The organism is Mesorhizobium sp. M1E.F.Ca.ET.045.02.1.1, from assembly GCF_003952485.1.
Classification (GTDB): Bacteria; Pseudomonadota; Alphaproteobacteria; order Rhizobiales; family Rhizobiaceae; genus Mesorhizobium.
This window is the reverse complement of sequence record NZ_CP034447.1, coordinates 2960964-2976261: the sequence shown is the minus strand read 5'-3', so window position 1 is coordinate 2976261 and position 15298 is coordinate 2960964. Positions and strand designations below refer to the sequence as shown.

21 protein-coding genes are annotated in these 15298 nt (G+C 63.8%); 17 read left to right on the top strand and 4 right to left on the bottom strand.

What is annotated here, in order from left to right:
- The first annotated feature begins 12 nt into the window (after nt 1-12).
- The 7 genes from EJ070_RS14425 (at nt 13) to EJ070_RS14395 (ending at nt 5189) form a co-directional block, all read left to right on the top strand.
- A complete protein-coding gene (locus EJ070_RS14425) occupies nt 13-336 on the top strand; it encodes a metalloregulator ArsR/SmtB family transcription factor (RefSeq protein WP_126091965.1) in 324 nt (107 codons plus the stop codon).
- Nucleotides 333-746, top strand: coding sequence for an SRPBCC domain-containing protein (locus EJ070_RS14420; RefSeq protein ID WP_126091964.1), 414 nt, complete (start codon nt 333-335; stop codon nt 744-746). Before EJ070_RS14425 ends, EJ070_RS14420 begins: the two co-directional genes overlap by 4 nt.
- A gap of 78 nt (nt 747-824) precedes the next feature.
- Nucleotides 825-1217 carry a VOC family protein gene (locus EJ070_RS14415; protein WP_126091963.1) on the top strand — a complete coding sequence of 131 codons (393 nt, stop codon included), beginning with the start codon at nt 825-827 and terminating at the stop codon, nt 1215-1217.
- 37 nt (nt 1218-1254) lie between these two features.
- A complete protein-coding gene (locus EJ070_RS14410) occupies nt 1255-1488 on the top strand; it encodes a hypothetical protein (RefSeq protein WP_126091962.1) in 234 nt (77 codons plus the stop codon).
- Nucleotides 1488-1937, top strand: a complete 450-nt coding sequence (locus EJ070_RS14405) for a DUF1801 domain-containing protein (RefSeq protein WP_126091961.1) — start codon at nt 1488-1490, stop codon at nt 1935-1937. Before EJ070_RS14410 ends, EJ070_RS14405 begins: the two co-directional genes overlap by 1 nt.
- A 77-nt stretch (nt 1938-2014) precedes the next feature.
- Complete coding sequence (locus tag EJ070_RS14400) at nt 2015-2413, top strand: DUF1801 domain-containing protein (RefSeq protein WP_126091960.1); 399 nt, start codon at nt 2015-2017, stop codon at nt 2411-2413.
- Between the two features lie 289 nt (nt 2414-2702).
- Nucleotides 2703-5189, top strand: a complete 2487-nt coding sequence (locus tag EJ070_RS14395; protein ID WP_126091959.1) for an EAL domain-containing protein — start codon at nt 2703-2705, stop codon at nt 5187-5189.
- Between the two features lie 38 nt (nt 5190-5227).
- Here the strand turns inward: EJ070_RS14395 and EJ070_RS14390 are convergent, their stop codons facing one another.
- Both EJ070_RS14390 and EJ070_RS14385 read right to left on the bottom strand, forming a co-directional pair.
- On the bottom strand, nt 5228-5782 hold the full coding sequence (locus tag EJ070_RS14390) for a GNAT family N-acetyltransferase (RefSeq protein ID WP_126091958.1): 555 nt from the start codon (nt 5780-5782) through the stop codon (nt 5228-5230).
- Between the two features lie 125 nt (nt 5783-5907).
- A complete protein-coding gene (locus EJ070_RS14385) occupies nt 5908-6138 on the bottom strand; it encodes a YdeI/OmpD-associated family protein (protein WP_126091957.1) in 231 nt (76 codons plus the stop codon).
- 140 nt (nt 6139-6278) lie between these two features.
- On the opposite strand from EJ070_RS14385, the gene EJ070_RS14380 reads away from it, so the two are divergent.
- A complete protein-coding gene (locus EJ070_RS14380) occupies nt 6279-6734 on the top strand; it encodes a DUF2214 family protein (RefSeq protein WP_126091956.1) in 456 nt (151 codons plus the stop codon).
- On the opposite strand, the gene nth is transcribed toward EJ070_RS14380, so the two are convergent.
- Entirely contained in the window at nt 6731-7537 is an 807-nt protein-coding gene (gene nth / locus EJ070_RS14375; RefSeq protein WP_126091955.1) for an endonuclease III, read from the bottom strand. The genes EJ070_RS14380 and nth overlap by 4 nt on opposite strands.
- A gap of 22 nt (nt 7538-7559) precedes the next feature.
- Between nth and EJ070_RS14370 the strand changes: the two genes are divergently transcribed.
- Nucleotides 7560-8054 carry a DUF2244 domain-containing protein gene (locus EJ070_RS14370; protein WP_126091954.1) on the top strand — a complete coding sequence of 165 codons (495 nt, stop codon included), beginning with the start codon at nt 7560-7562 and terminating at the stop codon, nt 8052-8054.
- Between the two features lie 11 nt (nt 8055-8065).
- On the opposite strand, the gene EJ070_RS14365 is transcribed toward EJ070_RS14370, so the two are convergent.
- Nucleotides 8066-8881 carry a class I SAM-dependent methyltransferase gene (locus EJ070_RS14365; RefSeq protein WP_126091953.1) on the bottom strand — a complete coding sequence of 272 codons (816 nt, stop codon included), beginning with the start codon at nt 8879-8881 and terminating at the stop codon, nt 8066-8068.
- Between the two features lie 126 nt (nt 8882-9007).
- Between EJ070_RS14365 and EJ070_RS14360 the strand changes: the two genes are divergently transcribed.
- The 8 genes from EJ070_RS14360 (at nt 9008) to EJ070_RS14325 (ending at nt 15197) form a co-directional block, all read left to right on the top strand.
- On the top strand, nt 9008-9913 hold the full coding sequence (locus EJ070_RS14360; protein WP_126091952.1) for a methylated-DNA--[protein]-cysteine S-methyltransferase: 906 nt from the start codon (nt 9008-9010) through the stop codon (nt 9911-9913).
- Between the two features lie 233 nt (nt 9914-10146).
- Nucleotides 10147-10614: a hypothetical protein gene (locus EJ070_RS14355; protein ID WP_126091951.1), complete on the top strand. Its 468-nt coding sequence runs from the start codon at nt 10147-10149 to the stop codon at nt 10612-10614.
- Nucleotides 10615-10637: 23 nt separating this feature from the next.
- Nucleotides 10638-11027 carry a hypothetical protein gene (locus EJ070_RS14350; protein WP_126091950.1) on the top strand — a complete coding sequence of 130 codons (390 nt, stop codon included), beginning with the start codon at nt 10638-10640 and terminating at the stop codon, nt 11025-11027.
- The gene (locus EJ070_RS14345; RefSeq protein ID WP_126091949.1) at nt 10994-11524 is read left to right on the top strand and encodes a hypothetical protein; all 531 of its coding nucleotides are present in this window, start codon (nt 10994-10996) and stop codon (nt 11522-11524) included. Before EJ070_RS14350 ends, EJ070_RS14345 begins: the two co-directional genes overlap by 34 nt.
- Entirely contained in the window at nt 11499-11981 is a 483-nt protein-coding gene (locus tag EJ070_RS14340; RefSeq protein ID WP_189350531.1) for a hypothetical protein, read from the top strand. The genes EJ070_RS14345 and EJ070_RS14340 overlap by 26 nt, the downstream gene beginning before the upstream one ends.
- 152 nt (nt 11982-12133) lie before the next feature.
- Nucleotides 12134-13036, top strand: a complete 903-nt coding sequence (locus tag EJ070_RS14335; protein WP_126091947.1) for a ribokinase — start codon at nt 12134-12136, stop codon at nt 13034-13036.
- Nucleotides 13037-13041: 5 nt separating this feature from the next.
- Nucleotides 13042-14493: an amidase gene (locus tag EJ070_RS14330; protein ID WP_126091946.1), complete on the top strand. Its 1452-nt coding sequence runs from the start codon at nt 13042-13044 to the stop codon at nt 14491-14493.
- An 89-nt stretch (nt 14494-14582) separates the two neighbouring features.
- Nucleotides 14583-15197: a LysE family translocator gene (locus tag EJ070_RS14325; protein ID WP_126091945.1), complete on the top strand. Its 615-nt coding sequence runs from the start codon at nt 14583-14585 to the stop codon at nt 15195-15197.
- Nucleotides 15198-15298 lie beyond the last annotated feature (101 nt).

The following is a 15298-nucleotide window of genomic DNA, read 5'->3' as shown; positions in this document are numbered from 1 at the left end:
TTATTGATCCAGATGTCGACCGCGCACGATGTGCTCTTCCGGACGCTTGCCGATCCGACAAGACGCGCCATTTTTGAACGTCTGTGCCATCAAGGCGAGCAGACGGTTGGAGCATTGACAGCGCAGGCCGGCGTCTCGCAGCCGGCGGTGTCGAAGCATCTTGGCGTGCTCAAGGAAGCCGGGCTGGTGCGCGACCGACACGAGGGCCGGCAGACTCACTATAGCGCGCAGGTCGGCGCGCTGGCGCCGCTGATGGACTGGACAAGGCAAATGGCCGGGTTCTGGGAGAGCCGGTTCGACGATCTCGAGGATCTGCTGAAGAGGATGGATCAATGAACGATATGCCGGCCGGAACGCGCTCCGTCGTTGTCGAGCGCGAGATTCCCTATCCGCCGGAAAAGATCTGGCGCGCGCTGACCGTACCGCATCTTATCGAGGAGTGGCTGATGAAGAACGACTTCAAGCCGGTCGTGGACCATCGTTTCGAACTCAGCGCGGACTGGGGAGGCGTCGAGTGTCAGGTCCAGACCGTCGAGCCCAACAAGACGCTGTCCTACACCTGGGACACCAAGGACCTGGAAAGCGTCGTCACCTGGACGCTCACCCCGACGGGCTCAGGCACTCGTCTGCGCATGGAGCAGACGGGCTTCCGGCTGGATCAGGAGCCGTATTTCCGGGGTGCCACTGTCGGCTGGCCGAGATTCCTCACAGCCCTGGAAGAGGTTCTGGCGCGGATCGAAGACTGAAGTCCCGCCGAAGCGCTCAAAAAAGCAGGCATCGTTTGGCGGGTGGCAAACCGCGAGCGAAAGCAATGGAGAAACGCAATGAAGATCAAGCTGACCAGCGTCTATGTCGACGACCAGGAGAAGGCTCTCGGCTTCTATACCGACGTGCTGGGCTTCAACAAGAAAGCCGATTTCACCAATGGACCGTTTCGCTGGCTGACCGTCGCCTCGCCTGACGACCCGGACGGCACCGAACTACAGCTCGCGTTGAATGACAATCCGGCGGCCAGGACCTATCAGCAGGCTATCTTCAAGCAGGGCCAGCCGGCGCTCATGCTGTTCACCGACGACATCAAGGGCGACCACGAGCGCATCACGGCAAATGGCGGCAGCTTCGCCATGGCGCCGACCGAGGTGACCGGTTCGACCATCGCGCAGATCGACGACACCTGCGGGAATCTCATCCAGATCACGCAGCTGGCGCGCTGGTAAGTCCGCCGTTTCATTGGTTTTTTCAGAGGAGGCAGCATTGGAATGGAGCAAGTGGATCAGGCAGTTGCATCGCTGGCTGTCGATCATTTTTACCGTGACCGTCATCGCCAACTTCGTCGCCATGGCATTGGGCGAGCCCCCCGCCTGGGTGGTCTATTCGCCGCTCCTGCCGCTTTTCCTGCTGCTGTTCAGCGGCCTCTATATGTTCGTGCTGCCCTATGCCGTCAGATGGCGCGGTGAGCAAGCAAGCGAGCGCATAGGACCGGCCTGATGGCGAAGGCGAAATCGCCGAAGCCTGCCGCCAAGCCCCCGGGCGCGAAGTCCGTCCTGCTTTCAGGCGGCAATCCGCAGATCGCCAAGGGCTACGGCGACGCTCCCGTGCAGGCCTATATCGCGGCGATGCCGGGTTGGAAGAGCGAGGTCGGCCGCCGGCTCGACCAGCTCATCATGCAGGCCGTCCCCCACGTGCAGAAGGCCGTGAAATGGAACTCGCCGTTTTACGGGATGGAAGGTGAAGGCTGGTTTCTCGGCATCCATTGTTTCACCAGGTACATCAAGGTGGCCTTCTTTCGCGGCATGTCGCTCGAGCCCGTGCCGCCCGGCGAATCCAAGAGCAAGGACACGCGCTATTTCCACATCCACGAGGCCGACCAGCTCGATGAAGCGCAATTCGTCTCCTGGGTGAAACAGGCAAGCCGATTGCCTGGTGAACGAATGTAGGCGCACTATTGATCAAGCGCGGCCCTCCCGGGAGCGTACCGTGGCGATCCACTATCCAGCATTGAAGGAGAACAGACATGGAGAAAAGCGGATCGCCGGGAAGCAAATCTCCGTCCGAGCTGATCGATGGACGTATCGAGGAATTGGGCGACTGGCGGGGTGAGATGCTTGGCCGCCTCCGTGCCCTGATCAAGGAGGCCGATCCAGACGTCACCGAGGAATGGAAGTGGCGCGGGGTGCCGGTTTGGGAGGACGCCGGAATGATCTGCACCGGCGAGACCTACAAGGCTGTCGTCAAGCTGACCTTCGCCAAGGGCGCGGCGCTGCCCGATCCCGCAGGCCTCTTCAACTCCAGCCTCGAGGGCAACACAAGGCGCGCCATCGATTTTCGCGAGGGCGAGGAGATCGACGGGGAAGCGCTCAAGGCTCTGGTTCGTGCTGCAGCGGCGCTGAACAAGTTCAAAGCCAAACGCTGATCGGCGGAGCCTGCTGGGCGCGCCATTCACCTTTATTCAGGCGAGCGGGACTCGGAGGGCTATACTAGGCTGGAAATATCCACAGGACGCGGCGCAAGCCGCGGACTGTTTTGTCGAAGACTTTCGAAAACAAATACTGCGCGAATTTATCGGCTGTTAAGCCAGACACGCTATCTGGATTGTCGTCGCCGATTGCCGGCAGACATGAGGGGAACAACATCGTCTCAACCGACGGATGAACCGGTCGGACAGACGTCGACGGGGTCAAGGCAGGCTCCATGGGAATGCGATGAAGCTCTCATCGACGGATGCCAGCCCGCGCCTCATCGGGCTGGTCTGGCCTTTCATTGCGGTCGTCCTGATCCAGGCACTGGTGGCCAGCCTCAGCCTCTACACGCTGTCGGCCGTTCGCGCCTATGTCGGCGGCGAAAGCCAGTGGTCGAAAGGGCAGAAGCAGGCCATCTACTTCCTCAGCCTCTATGCCGATACCGGCAGGCCGGAATATTTCAGCGAATACCGCCAGGCCATTGCCGTGCCGCTCGCCGATCGCTCGGCCAGGCTAGCGCTCGAACAGGCTGAGCCTGATACCGATGCCGCGCGACAGGGTTTCCTCAGCGGCAACAACCATGCCGACGACATTGCCGGCCTGATCTGGCTGTTCCAGAATTTCCGCCGCGTGAGCTACCTCGACACCGCCATCCGTCACTGGACGGAAGCCGACGAGATGATCCTCGCCATCGAGAGGCTCGGCGACGACATGCACAGAAGGCTCGAACAGGGGTCCGCGTCGCAGGCTGAGATCAGCGCCTGGAAAGCCGATATCCATCAGCTCGACCACCGCATCGGACCACTGTCCAAGGCCTTCTCCGACAGCCTCGGCGAGGGCTCGCGCTTCATCAAGATGGCGCTCACGGCCGCCAACCTCGTCACCGCGGCGCTGCTTATCTTGCTGGCGGTGTGGCGCACACGAAAGCTGATGGCTCAGCGGCAGGCCTTCCGAAGCGCCTTGAATGCCGAGCGCGAACGCGCGCAGATCACGCTGGCCTCGATCGGCCAAGCCGTCGTCAGCACCGATGCGGTTGGGCGGCTCGACTACATGAATGCCGTCGCCGAACGCTTGCTCGCCAGCCCCCTTGGCGCCGCGAGGGGCAAGCCTGTGGCCTCGCTGTTCCGGCTGATCGACAAGGATAGCGGTGTCGAGGAAACCGACCTGATCCCGCGCTTGCTGGCCGGCGAGCCCCGCCGCTCCAACGTGCGGCCACAGCTCCTGGAGCGCCCCGACCGCTCCGTCGTGCCGGTCGCGCTCAACGGCGCGCCGCTCAGCGTCTCCGGCAAGATCGTCGGCGCCGTTCTTGCTCTGCACGACATGACCCGCGAGCAGGACTTCATCGAGCGCCTGTCGTGGCAGGCATCGCACGATGCGCTCACCGGTCTCGTCAACCGCCGAGACTTCGAGAGCCGGCTGGCAGGCGCGATTTCTCAGCCGCCGGAAAAGCCGCGCGTGCATGCGCTGATGTATCTCGACCTCGACCAGTTCAAGCTGGTCAACGACACTTGCGGCCATGCGGCGGGCGACCAGCTTCTGCGCCAGATCTCGGTGTTGCTGCTCAACGAATTGCCCACCGGCGACATCCTGGCCAGGCTGGGCGGCGACGAGTTCGGCGTGCTGCTGTTCGATTGCGACACCGGCTCCGCCATCGCCACGGCGGAGCGGCTGCGCGCCACCGTCCAGGATCTGCATTTTTCCTGGGAAGGCAGGCCCTTCAACATCAGCGTCAGCATCGGCATGGTCGAGATTGCCGATTGCGGGATGTCGCTGGAGGAGGTGCTGCGCGCCGCCGATGTCGCCTGCTACATGGCGAAGGAAAAGGGACGCAACCGCATTCAGCTCCACAGCGACAGCGATACGGCGCTGCGCGAACGTTTCGGCGAGATGGCCTGGGTCCAGCGCCTGCATGCCGCGCTCGACGAGAACCGCTTCAGGCTGCATGCGCAGGAGATCTCGCCGCTCAATGAGAATGTCGCCGAGGCCGGCGCGCATATCGAGATCCTGCTCAGGCTGACCGACGAGGACGGCAACTTCGTCACGCCGCAAAGCTTCATCCCGGCGGCCGAGCGCTACGGACTTATGCCGGCGATCGACCGCTGGGTGGTTCGCAACACTTTCCAAATTCTCGCGGCCAGGCTTGCCGATCCGCGCGCCACGCCGATATCCACCTGCGCGATCAATCTTTCCGGCGCCAGCTTCGGCGACGAGACTTTCCTCGGCTTCATGCGCGAGCAATTCGCGGCCCATGGCATTGCGCCCCAGACGATCTGCCTGGAGATCACCGAGACAAGCGCCATTGCCAACCTGACGGAAGCCATGCGCTTCATCGCCGACCTGCGCGGCCTGGGCTGCCGCTTCGCGCTCGACGATTTCGGCTCCGGCATGTCGTCTTTCGCCTATCTGAAGCACCTGCCGGTCGACTACCTCAAGATCGACGGCAGCTTCGTCAAGGACATGCTGGACGACCGCATCGACCGCGCCATGGTCGAGATGATCCATCACATCGGCAAGGTGACGGGAAAACGCACCATCGCCGAATTCGTCGAGAGCGACGGCATCATCGAGGCCTTGCGCAAGATCGGCGTCGACCACGCGCAGGGCTATGCCATCGCCAGACCGCAGCCATTCGACGCGACGACGGTTTTCCGCGGCGGCCGGATCGACCGGGGTGCGACCGTCGATGCCTGGGAGGGTTTGGCGCAGACGTTACGCCGCAAGGCCGGCTGACGCGGTTCCGCGATCCCCATTGCAGCTACCACCTGCACCTAAGCTGTCGCCCCTCCAGCCCGCCGCTCCAGCAGGATCGTCGGCTTGTCGTGATAGGTGGTGCGCAGGATTTCGCGATAGCCGTTCCTTTCAGCCACTTTAAGCGAGGCACCATTTTCAGGATCGATGATGCAGACGGTCCTTGCCCGCCCGAACACCGCGTCGCCCCAGGCGACGATGCGCCCGACGACCTCGCTCGCAAGTCCCTGGCCATGCGCCACCGAAGCCAGCGCCCAGCCGGCTTCCGGCACGCCTTCGATCGACGGCTCGATCTCGCGCTTGAGATCATGGAACCCTGCCTCGCCGATGAAGCGGCCCGTCGCCTTGTCCTCGATCGCCCAGAAACCATAGCCAAGCAGCGACCAGAGCCCGGCATGACGCAGGAAGCGCAACCAGCTTTCCTCGCGGGTGCGCGGCTTGCCGCCGATGAAACGGGTGACCCCGGGGTCAGCCCACATGGCGACATAGGTCTCGAAATCGTCGAGCCTGTGCGGCCGCAGCACGGTCCGCGCCGTCTCCAGGATCGGCACACCGGCTTCCTTTGCAATGCTCATGGCATTCACCTCTGTTGAAGCGGCAGCGCTTAGCAAACCATCGCGTTCGAACAAGGGCCAGGATGACCGGAGCCATCTTCCAGAGGCAAGCAGGGTGACAGGCAGGCAAAACTGGACGGCCGGATTCAGCCGCGCCAGACCATGTTCATATAGACACCACCGAGCGCCAGTTCGTCGAGCATCTGGTCGAGCCGCTTCTGCCTCGTTTCCGGGCGTTTGGCGCGGGCGATCCAGCCGAGATAGTCGTTCCGCTGATAGTCCGGCCGCGCGTCATAGGCGGCCGTCAGTCCCCGCTCCGCAAGTACGGCTCGAACGTCTTCGGGCATCGGATTGAGGGCACGCTTCAGTCGGCTCATGGTTCCAAGCAATAGACTGTCGGCTGGTGGCGTCAACGACGCTTATGGTTAGCTTGCACATATGGGATTTGCCTCGCGATGCTACTCTGCAACCATTGAAAACTGATTCAACATTCGCGCTCTTCGATCGAGGAAGAACCATGGACACCACCGACCTTCTGCTGGCCATCCTCCATCACCTTCTGGTTTTCTCGTTGGCCGGCATCATCGGCGCCGAGGTCGTGCTGGTGCGCGGCGATTTGCCGGCGGCGACGCTCAAGCGCCTTGTCGGCATCGACCGCCACTACGGCATCATCGCCGCGCTGATCGTCATCGTCGGCGTCTGTCGGGTGTTCTTCGGGCTGAAGGGCTGGGAATTCTATGTCTACAACTGGGTGTTCTGGGCGAAGATGGCGGCCTTCATCATCGTCGGCCTGCTGTCGGTCATCCCGACCATGCGCTTCATCTCCTGGAACAGGCAGGCGGGCGGCGATCCATCCTTCTTGGTGCCGGCGGCCGAACTTGCCTCTGTGAAGAATTACGTCCGCGCCGAGGGCTTCATCTTCCTGCTCATCCCCGTCTTTGCCGCGGCGATGGCGCGCGGCTACGGCTACTAAACCTCCGCGGGAAAAGCCTCCTTCAACGGCGCGATCGGCACCAGCGGCGCCGGCACGTCGGTGGTCTTCTCCTTGGATTTGCAGATGTCGGCGATCACGCAGGCCGGGCAGTCGGGCTTGCGCGCCTTGCAGACATAGCGGCCGTGCAGGATCAGCCAATGATGGGCATGGCGCATATATTCGGCCGGGATGACCTTCAAGAGTTCCTGCTCGACCTGTTCCGGCGTCTTGCCGGGCGCCAGGCCGATCCGGTTGCCGATGCGGAAGATGTGCGTGTCGACCGCCATCGTATGCTGGCCGAAGGCGACATTGAGCACGACATTGGCGGTCTTGCGCCCGACGCCGGGCAGTTTGACCAGTTCGTCGCGGTCCTGCGGCACCTTGCCGGCATAGTCGTCGATCAGCGCCTTCGAAAGCGCGATCACGTTCTTGGCCTTGTTGCGCCAGAGCCCGATGGTGCGGATATAGTCGCCGATCTTGGCCTCGCCGAGCGCCAGCATCTTTTGCGGCGTGTCGGCTGCCGAAAACAGCGGCTTCGTCGCCTTGTTGACGCCGGCGTCGGTCGCCTGCGCCGACAGCACCACCGCGATCAGCAGCGTGAAGGCGTTGATATAGTCGAGCTCGCCTTTCGGCTCCGGCCGTTGCACACAAAAGCGCCGGAAGATCTCATGCACCTCGGCGGGCGTGTAGAGCGGGCGCGGTCCGCCCTTTCGGTACGGCGCCTTTGCTTTCGCGCCACCGCCTGGGGCGGAGGCTGATGGCTTTTTGACGGGTAAGGAATTTTTGGACTTGGGAGGCGCCATTCCCTTCCTATAATATTACCTCATGAGCGACACAAACGCCTCGTTCGAAGCCGATGAGCCATTCTTCCAGGCCCTGCTGACGCCGCATCGTTCCCTCGGCCGCACCGGCTTTCTGATATTGATGGGCGCGCTGCTGTTCGGCTGGGCGGTTACCGGCGCGATCTTCCTGGCGCATGGCGCATGGCCGGTTTTCGGCTTCTTCGGGCTCGACGTGATCGCCGTCTACATCGCCTTCCGCGTCAACTATCGTGCCGCGCGCGCCCGTGAGGAAATCTCGGTCTCGCGCACCAGCCTCGATATCCGCAAGACGGCGCCGTCGGGCCGCTTCGAGGACCATCGCTTCAACCCGTTCTGGGCGCGGTTTTCGATCGCCCGCCATGCCGAGATCGGCATCACCAACATGGCAGTGGAGGCGCAAGGCAGGAGTGTTTCGATCGGCGGCTTCCTCAACCCGGATGACCGCGAAAGTTTTGCGACGGCCTTTTCGCGCGCGCTGGCGACCGCCAAGGCGCGCTGAGTTCGAACCCTTCAAAACCGATATCGCAACAGCCTGCCGATGTTGCGCAGGGCGGGAACGTATTTCCAAAGGCGAACGAACAGTCTCGCTCGCCAGCCCATGCGAACCGCGTGTTCCGCCTTGTAGGCCGGGATCTCCTCGACGAACCGCAGCTTCGGGACGGCTCGCTCCAGCTCGTGAGGGTCCTCGATAGCCCAGTGGACCTCGGCGCCCGTCGCCTTGATGGCTGGATTGAGGCGCATCAGCTTCAGGCCGAAACGGTTGTAGGCATCGAACACGAGTTCGCCGCCGGCAAGATGCCAGACAAGCCGCGCAAACAGGCGCTGCCCCTCGTCGGGGGCAAGATAGGGGGTCAACCCTTCCGCCACCACGATCGCGAGGCGGTTGCGGGGCACATCGACCAGCCAATCCGGTTCGGTCACCGACGAGGCGACCAGGTGGCAATTCTCACGAGACGGATAGAGCTTGCGCCTGAGCGCGACGACCTCCGGATAATCGACGTCGAACCAGTCCACGTCTTGCGGCGGGTCGACGCGAAAAAAGCGCGTATCGAGCCCGCATCCCAGATGCAGTACGATGGCGTTGGGATTTCTGGCGAGAAAGTCCTGGACGCCGACGTCCAGTGTCTTGGCCCTGATGGCAAAGCCGATGCCGAGATTGTCGTCGACCTTGAGCCTGGAAAAATCATAATCGATCTTGCGTACCGCCTCGTCGGCGAAGCGATCCTTGAGCAGCGAATGCGGCAGACGGCTCTCCATCGCCTTGCCGTAGAGCGTCATCAGCAAGGTTTCCCTGGCCCCGCTCAGATTTACCTTTTCGCCGGTCACGATCGTCCTCCCTCGAAGCCGACTCTATCTGGGTATGGGCGGCGGGAAGGCAAGTTTCGGGTGGTGGCAAAGCGTGGGAAGAACGATATTCGCGGTCAAGGAGATATTGCCATGGGAGATATTGCCATGAACGCTCAGATGACCATGAATGCCCGGATGAAACCGTCAGCGATCCTTCAGAACGACATCACCCCTGAGGGCAGCGACTACGAGGTCGTGCGCCGCGCCATCGAGAAGATCAGCCTCGACTACCGCGACCAGCCCTCGCTGGAGGTTCTGGCAGAAGCGGTCGGCGAAACGCCGACGGGCTTGCAGAAACTGTTCACGCGTTGGGCGGGTCTGTCGCCCAAGGCCTTCCTGCAGGCAGTGACGCTCGATCATGCGCGTAGGCTGCTCGATTCGGGCATGCCGCTGCTGGAGACCTCGTTCGAGCTCGGCATGTCGGGTCCAGGCCGGCTGCACGACCTCTTCGTCACCCACGAGGCGATGTCGCCCGGCGACTACAAGACCCGCGGCGCCGGCCTCACCATCCGCTACGGCTACCACATCTCGCCCTTCGGCATTGCGCTCATCATGGTCACCGACCGCGGTCTGGCCGGCCTCGCCTTCTGCGATGCCGGCGGCGAGCGGGCCGCCTTCGCCGACATGTCCGGCCGCTGGCCGAACGCGACTTACGTCGAGGACATGTCGGCCACCCAGCCCTACGCCGCGCGCGTCTTCGATCCGACGAACTGGCGCGCCGACCAGCCGCTCCGCGTGGTGATGATCGGCACCGATTTCCAGCTCCGCGTCTGGGAGGCGCTGCTGCGCATCCCGATGGGCAAGGCCTGCACCTATTCCTCGATCGCGGCCAGCATCGGCGCGCCGAGCGCAAGCCGGGCTGTCGGTGCGGCGGTCGGCGCCAACCCGATGTCCTTCGTGGTTCCTTGCCACCGGGCGCTGGGCAAGTCCGGCGCTCTCACCGGCTACCACTGGGGCCTGACGCGCAAGCGCGCCATCCTCGGCTGGGAAGCGGGCCAGGTGGCGTCCTGAAATCTCGATTTTTCCGCACGCTGTTGCGAAAAACCGTGGATTAAAATATAAGTAAGTATAATTGAACAAATTAAACCGATTGTCTGCGCAATACAACCGGCAGCAACCTCTGGTTTTGCCGGTTGTATTGTAAGTTGCTTGGCGATGTTGCTTAACTTAACCCTAAATTAACCACGATAAAGAGATGATGCCTCTACATTGAGCCGACCATTCGGCTTGAAAGAGGTGTCTCGATGAAATTCCTTCGCGCCGCGGCCGCAGGCTTGCTGGCTGCTTGTGCCGGCCAGCCAGCATCGGCCGCCACCGGAAATGTGCTGTTCAACGGCACCATCACCGCCACCTGCACGATCACGATCAACTCCAACGGCACAATGACCGTCAGCAGCGATCTTCAGTCGCTGAGCTCCCACAATGCCGGCGGTTCGGCCGGCAGCGCCCAGGTCGACACCACGGGCGGCGTCACGCTCAGCGTCGACCCGGTCACGTCCACCACCGTGCCGGCTAGCGACGTTACCGCTACCACCTGGACTCCGACCTTCGCCACCACCGGCGCGCAGACGATTTCGGAAACGGGCACCGCGACCGCGCTGACGGCGCCCGGCACGTCGACGGTTGCCGTCAACCTTGCCGGCACCAAGAGCGGCTCGAACCGCTTCTCCGCCGGCAACTACCAGGCAACCGTTACACTGCGCTGCGAATAGCCCTCTCGCGAAAGGAGCGGCCTTTGAGAACGATTGGAATACTGGCGGCACTGGCCGCCGTGCTGTCCCCCATTGCGGCGACGAGCCAGTCGATGACACCGATGCGGGGCGAGGTGAGATCCTTCACGGATGCCTTCGCGGTGCGCGTCTTCCCCGGCAATCCGTACGACCAGCGCATTCGCGTCGAGGTCCATGTCTATGACCAGGATTTCCAGCCGGTCGATGCCAAGGTCACGCCCAGCGCCTTCCTTCTGGCGGGCCAGGCGTCGCGTCCGGTTCTGGTGGTCGTGCCCTTCGACGGCGCGACCGAGCGTAAAGTGCGTATCTGTACCGAGAGTATCCCCTTTCCAAGCGAGCAGACGCAGATAAGGGCGCAGATATGCGGAAAGTTCTTCGGACATCGCAGGTCCTGACCCTCTCCCTGCTGCCCGCCTTGGCGGTCGTGAGCGAGGGGTTTGCCGAGGATATCCTGAACCTGAACCAGAACCAGACGGGTTTCACCTTGCCAGGTGTCAGCCTGCCCCAGGGCCAGGACGAGGTCCATGCCAGCGACGGCACGACCTGCCGCTCAGCCGTTTCCGGCAGCGGCGCCTATCTGGACCTCGGCGTCATCCGAGGCAACAACAACAGCCAGTCGAACAGCGACGTCGCCACATACGGCCGTGTGGTGATCCCGATCGGCCGCACGCCGAAGCGCGTCGATTGCAGCCGCCTTTACGAGCTCGAGGTCGAGCGCCTGCAGCTTGAATTGAAGCTTCTCAAGATGGGCGTAGGCGCCGACGGCCAGACGGGGAGCGTGGCTGCTCCCGCTCCCGCGACCGCCTCCGCTGCCGCATCGACTGGGTGGGCCAATGAAGGCTGGAGTATCAGAGGCACAAACGGCAATGAGAAGAAAAAGCGGAAGAAATAGCCGCGCGCTTCTTGCGATGGCGGTACTTGCCTGCTTCGGGCCACCGGCTCAGGCGGCGATCATCGGCACCTGCACGATCGTGATCGGCGTCTCGGGAACGATGAAATCGAACCCCTCCATCAACATCTTCGGTTCCAAGCAGGCGGGCGGGTCGAGCGCCGGCGCCACCATCACCGCGAGTTCGACGCTGTGCTCGATCCTAAACCTGCTCGACTGTTATTCCGTGTCGGCGCCAGCGCCGATCGCCTTCACCTCCGCGCCAAGCGGCGGCGATACCAACGTCGCTTTTGACACCGTCTTCCGCCTTGATGGCTCAGGCGTGGACATCCCAGGCAGTTCGCCGCAGCGAGTGACCAACGGCACTCACACCATCCAGGTCGATCTCACGGCCACGAAATCGTCCGGCATCTTCCCGGCTGGCAACTATCAAGGCACGGTCACGGTGCGCTGCGAATGATGCTGTGGGCCACGCCACATGTGCAACCGACATGATCTGGCAACCGGCGATCTTTGCGGCTAGCCTCCAACGCAATCAATTGTGTAAAAGCAAAGACTTGGAGCGGCTCGGCCTTCGTTCGAACGCCGCACCGCTTCGGCAGGAGGCGTTTCTTGATCATCATTGTCGGCTCGATCAACCTCGACCTGATCGCCAATGTCGACCGCTTGCCGGAACCTGGCGAAACGGTCCGTGGCTCCGGCTTCGCCACCGCTCCCGGCGGCAAGGGCGCCAACCAGGCGCTGGCGGCCGCCCGCGCCGGCGCCAAGGTGCGCATGGTGGGCGCCGTCGGCAGGGATAGCTTTGCCGCCGAAGCGCTTGCCTTGCTGAAAGCCGGCAATGTCGATCTCTCCGGCGTCGGTGAGAGCTTCGCCTCGACCGGCACGGCGCTGATCCTGGTCGGCGCCGACGGCGAGAACGTGATCGCAGTCGTGCCGGGCGCTAATGACGCAGTGCTGCCGGCGGACGTCGCCAAGGCCTTCCTGAAAAAGGGCGACGTCGTGCTGCTGCAGCACGAGATCCCGTTGCAGACGGTGGAAGCAGCGCTCGACGCGGCGCGCGCGGCGGATGCCGTCAGCGTGCTCAACACCGCGCCTTTCCGCACCGAGGCTTCCCGTTTCCTCGGCAAGGCCGACTACGCGGTCGCCAACGAGACCGAATTCGACCTCTATGGCGAAGCGCTGGCGCTCTCCGGGCGCGACCGGCAGGCGCGGATGCGCGACTATGCCCAAAAGACCGGCAGAACGATCGTCGTCACGCTCGGCGGCGACGGGGTGCTGGCGGCGACACCGGACAGCTTTCTGACCGTTCCGGCGCTGAAGATCACCCCGGTCGACACGGTCGGCGCCGGCGACACCTTTTGCGGCTATTTCGGCGCCGGCTTGTCGTCCGGCCTCTCGCTCGAACAGGCGCTCACGCGCGCCGCGGCGGCCGGCTCGCTCGCCTGCCTGAAGCCGGGCGCGCAGCCGGCGATCCCGCTGGCGAAGGATGTCGACGCGGCTTTGGCCGCGCGGTGACGGCGATGCGTCCCGTAACCAAGCACGCCGTGCCGCCGGCCGGCGACATCTGCCGCCTGTCGGCGATCGATCTTGCCCAAGCCATCCGGCAGCGGCATCTGTCGGTGCGCGAGGTGGTCGGCGCCTTCCTGGACCGTATCGAAGCGGTGAACCCGCTCGTCAACGCCGTCGTGTCGCTGCGCGAGCGCGCCGACATCCTCACCGAGGCCGACAGGGCCGATGCCCATCTGGCGCAGGGCGGCGCGGCCGGATCGCTGTTCGGCCTGCCGATCGCCATCAAGGACCTGGCTTTGACCAAGGGCCTGAGGACAACTTTCGGCTCGCCGATCTTCGCCGATTTCGTCCCGCAAGAAGACGACTTCTTCGTCGAGCGCCTCCGCAAGGCCGGCGCCATCACCATCGGCAAGACCAACGTTCCGGAATTCGGGCTGGGCTCCAACACCTACAATCCGGTCTTCGGACCGACGCTCAACGCCTTCGACCCGGCACTCACCGCCGGCGGATCGAGCGGCGGCGCCGCCGTGGCGTTGGCGCTCGACATGGTGCCTGTCGCCGACGGCAGCGACTTCGGCGGCTCGCTACGCAATCCGGCCGCCTACAACAACGTCTATGGCTTCCGCCCCTCGCAGGGGCTTGTGCCGGCCGGCCCCGACATCGATGTCTTCCATTCGCAAATGGGCGTCGAAGGGCCGATGGGCCGGAACGTGCGCGACATCGCGCTGCTGCTCGACGAGCAGGCCGGCTACCACCCGCGTGCGCCGCTCTCGCATGACAAGCAGGGCTCGTTCCTCGAAGGTTTGGGGACGAAGGCCACCGGCGGCCGGATTGCGTGGCTCGGCGATCTCGGCGGCCACCTGCCGATGGAGCCTGGGATCCTCGAGCTTTGCGAAAGCGCGCTGGCCCGCTTCGCCAATGCATCCTTCGTCAGCGAAGCGTTGGTGCCGGATGTCGATTTCGAAGCGCTGTGGCAGGCCTTCGTGACGCTGCGCCAGGCGAGCAGCGGTTGCGGGCTGAAAGCTCACTATGACGATCCGGCGAAACGCAGGCTGCTGAAGCCGGAAGCGGTTTGGGAAATCGAACAGGCGATCCGCCTCACCGCGCCGCAGGTCCACGCCGCCACTGTCCGGCGCTCCTCATGGCACCGGACGTTGCTGTCGCTGTTCGAACGCTTCGACCTCATCGTCCTGCCAACGGCGCAGGTCTTCCCCTTCGACGTCGCCACCCATTGGCCGCGCGAGGTCGCCGGGCGGTCGATGGACAGCTATCACCGTTGGATGCAGGTCTCCGCCTTTGCCACTTTGGGCGGATGCCCGGCACTCAACGTCCCGGTCGGCTTCGACGAGAAGGGCCGGCCGATGGGCATGCAACTGATCGGCCGGCCGCGCGGCGACCTCGCCGTGCTCCAAGCCGGCGCCGCCTATGAGGCGACGCTGCCCTGGCCGTCGGGTGCTGCCTGACGGGCTGCCCCGCCTGGCTTGCACCGGCGCCAACTCCATGCATTGATCGCGCTCCGCCGCGTCGGCGCCATCCTGTTCGAGGGAAGATCATGTCGCTGGAACTCTACGCCACCTATGTCGTCGCCTGCATCGTCATCGTCCTGGTGCCTGGCCCGACGGTCACGCTGATCATCGCCAACAGCATGCGCCACGGCTCGCGCGCCGGGCTTGCCAATGTCGCGGGCACCCAGGCCGGCCTTGCGATCATGATCGCCATCGTCGGCATCGGCCTCAACACGCTGATCGCCGGCATGGGCCACTGGTTCGAATGGGTGCGGCTGATCGGCGCCGCCTACCTGATCTGGATGGGCGTGCAGATGTTTCGCGCCAAAGGCACCCTGAACCCCGACGGGTCGGCCAGAAAACCGCGCGGCGGCTTCTTCCTGCAGGGTTTCCTAGTGGCGATCTCCAATCCGAAGACGCTTGTCTTCTTCGGCGCCTTCTTCCCGCAGTTCATCGCCCCGCAGGGCAATTACACGCTGCAGATCGTGGTCATGGGCCTCACCGCCATGGTCTTCGCCGCCATGTCGGATTCGACCTACGCGCTCGCCGCCGGCCGCGCCGGACGACTGCTGTCCGCCAGCCGCGTCAAGTTGATGTCCAAGATCAGCGGCAGCTTCCTGGTCGGCGGCGGGCTTTGGCTGGCGTTCTCGAAGGCGAAGTGAAGCGCCCCCTCCTCCTTCTCCCCTTGGTGGGAGAAGGTGGCGGCGAAGCGGCCGGATGAGGGGTGCTGGACGGAGTGAGGCGTTGAGTTTCTTCCAACACC

Bases quoted from the DNA above. Each gene is read 5' to 3' on its own strand.
- EJ070_RS14425 (WP_126091965.1), top strand. From the start codon at position 13: ATGTCGACCGCGCACGATGTGCTCTTCCGGACGCTTGCCGATCCGACA.
- EJ070_RS14420 (WP_126091964.1), top strand. From the start codon at position 333: ATGAACGATATGCCGGCCGGAACGCGCTCCGTCGTTGTCGAGCGCGAG.
- EJ070_RS14415 (WP_126091963.1), top strand. From the start codon at position 825: ATGAAGATCAAGCTGACCAGCGTCTATGTCGACGACCAGGAGAAGGCT.
- EJ070_RS14405 (WP_126091961.1), top strand. From the start codon at position 1,488: ATGGCGAAGGCGAAATCGCCGAAGCCTGCCGCCAAGCCCCCGGGCGCG.
- EJ070_RS14400 (WP_126091960.1), top strand. From the start codon at position 2,015: ATGGAGAAAAGCGGATCGCCGGGAAGCAAATCTCCGTCCGAGCTGATC.
- EJ070_RS14395 (WP_126091959.1), top strand. From the start codon at position 2,703: ATGAAGCTCTCATCGACGGATGCCAGCCCGCGCCTCATCGGGCTGGTC.
- EJ070_RS14390 (WP_126091958.1), bottom strand. From the start codon at position 5,782: ATGAGCATTGCAAAGGAAGCCGGTGTGCCGATCCTGGAGACGGCGCGG.
- EJ070_RS14385 (WP_126091957.1), bottom strand. From the start codon at position 6,138: ATGAGCCGACTGAAGCGTGCCCTCAATCCGATGCCCGAAGACGTTCGA.
- EJ070_RS14380 (WP_126091956.1), top strand. From the start codon at position 6,279: ATGGACACCACCGACCTTCTGCTGGCCATCCTCCATCACCTTCTGGTT.
- nth (WP_126091955.1), bottom strand. From the start codon at position 7,537: ATGGCGCCTCCCAAGTCCAAAAATTCCTTACCCGTCAAAAAGCCATCA.
- EJ070_RS14370 (WP_126091954.1), top strand. From the start codon at position 7,560: ATGAGCGACACAAACGCCTCGTTCGAAGCCGATGAGCCATTCTTCCAG.
- EJ070_RS14360 (WP_126091952.1), top strand. From the start codon at position 9,008: ATGAACGCTCAGATGACCATGAATGCCCGGATGAAACCGTCAGCGATC.
- EJ070_RS14355 (WP_126091951.1), top strand. From the start codon at position 10,147: ATGAAATTCCTTCGCGCCGCGGCCGCAGGCTTGCTGGCTGCTTGTGCC.
- EJ070_RS14345 (WP_126091949.1), top strand. From the start codon at position 10,994: ATGCGGAAAGTTCTTCGGACATCGCAGGTCCTGACCCTCTCCCTGCTG.
- EJ070_RS14340 (WP_189350531.1), top strand. From the start codon at position 11,499: ATGAGAAGAAAAAGCGGAAGAAATAGCCGCGCGCTTCTTGCGATGGCG.
- EJ070_RS14330 (WP_126091946.1), top strand. From the start codon at position 13,042: ATGCGTCCCGTAACCAAGCACGCCGTGCCGCCGGCCGGCGACATCTGC.
- EJ070_RS14325 (WP_126091945.1), top strand. From the start codon at position 14,583: ATGTCGCTGGAACTCTACGCCACCTATGTCGTCGCCTGCATCGTCATC.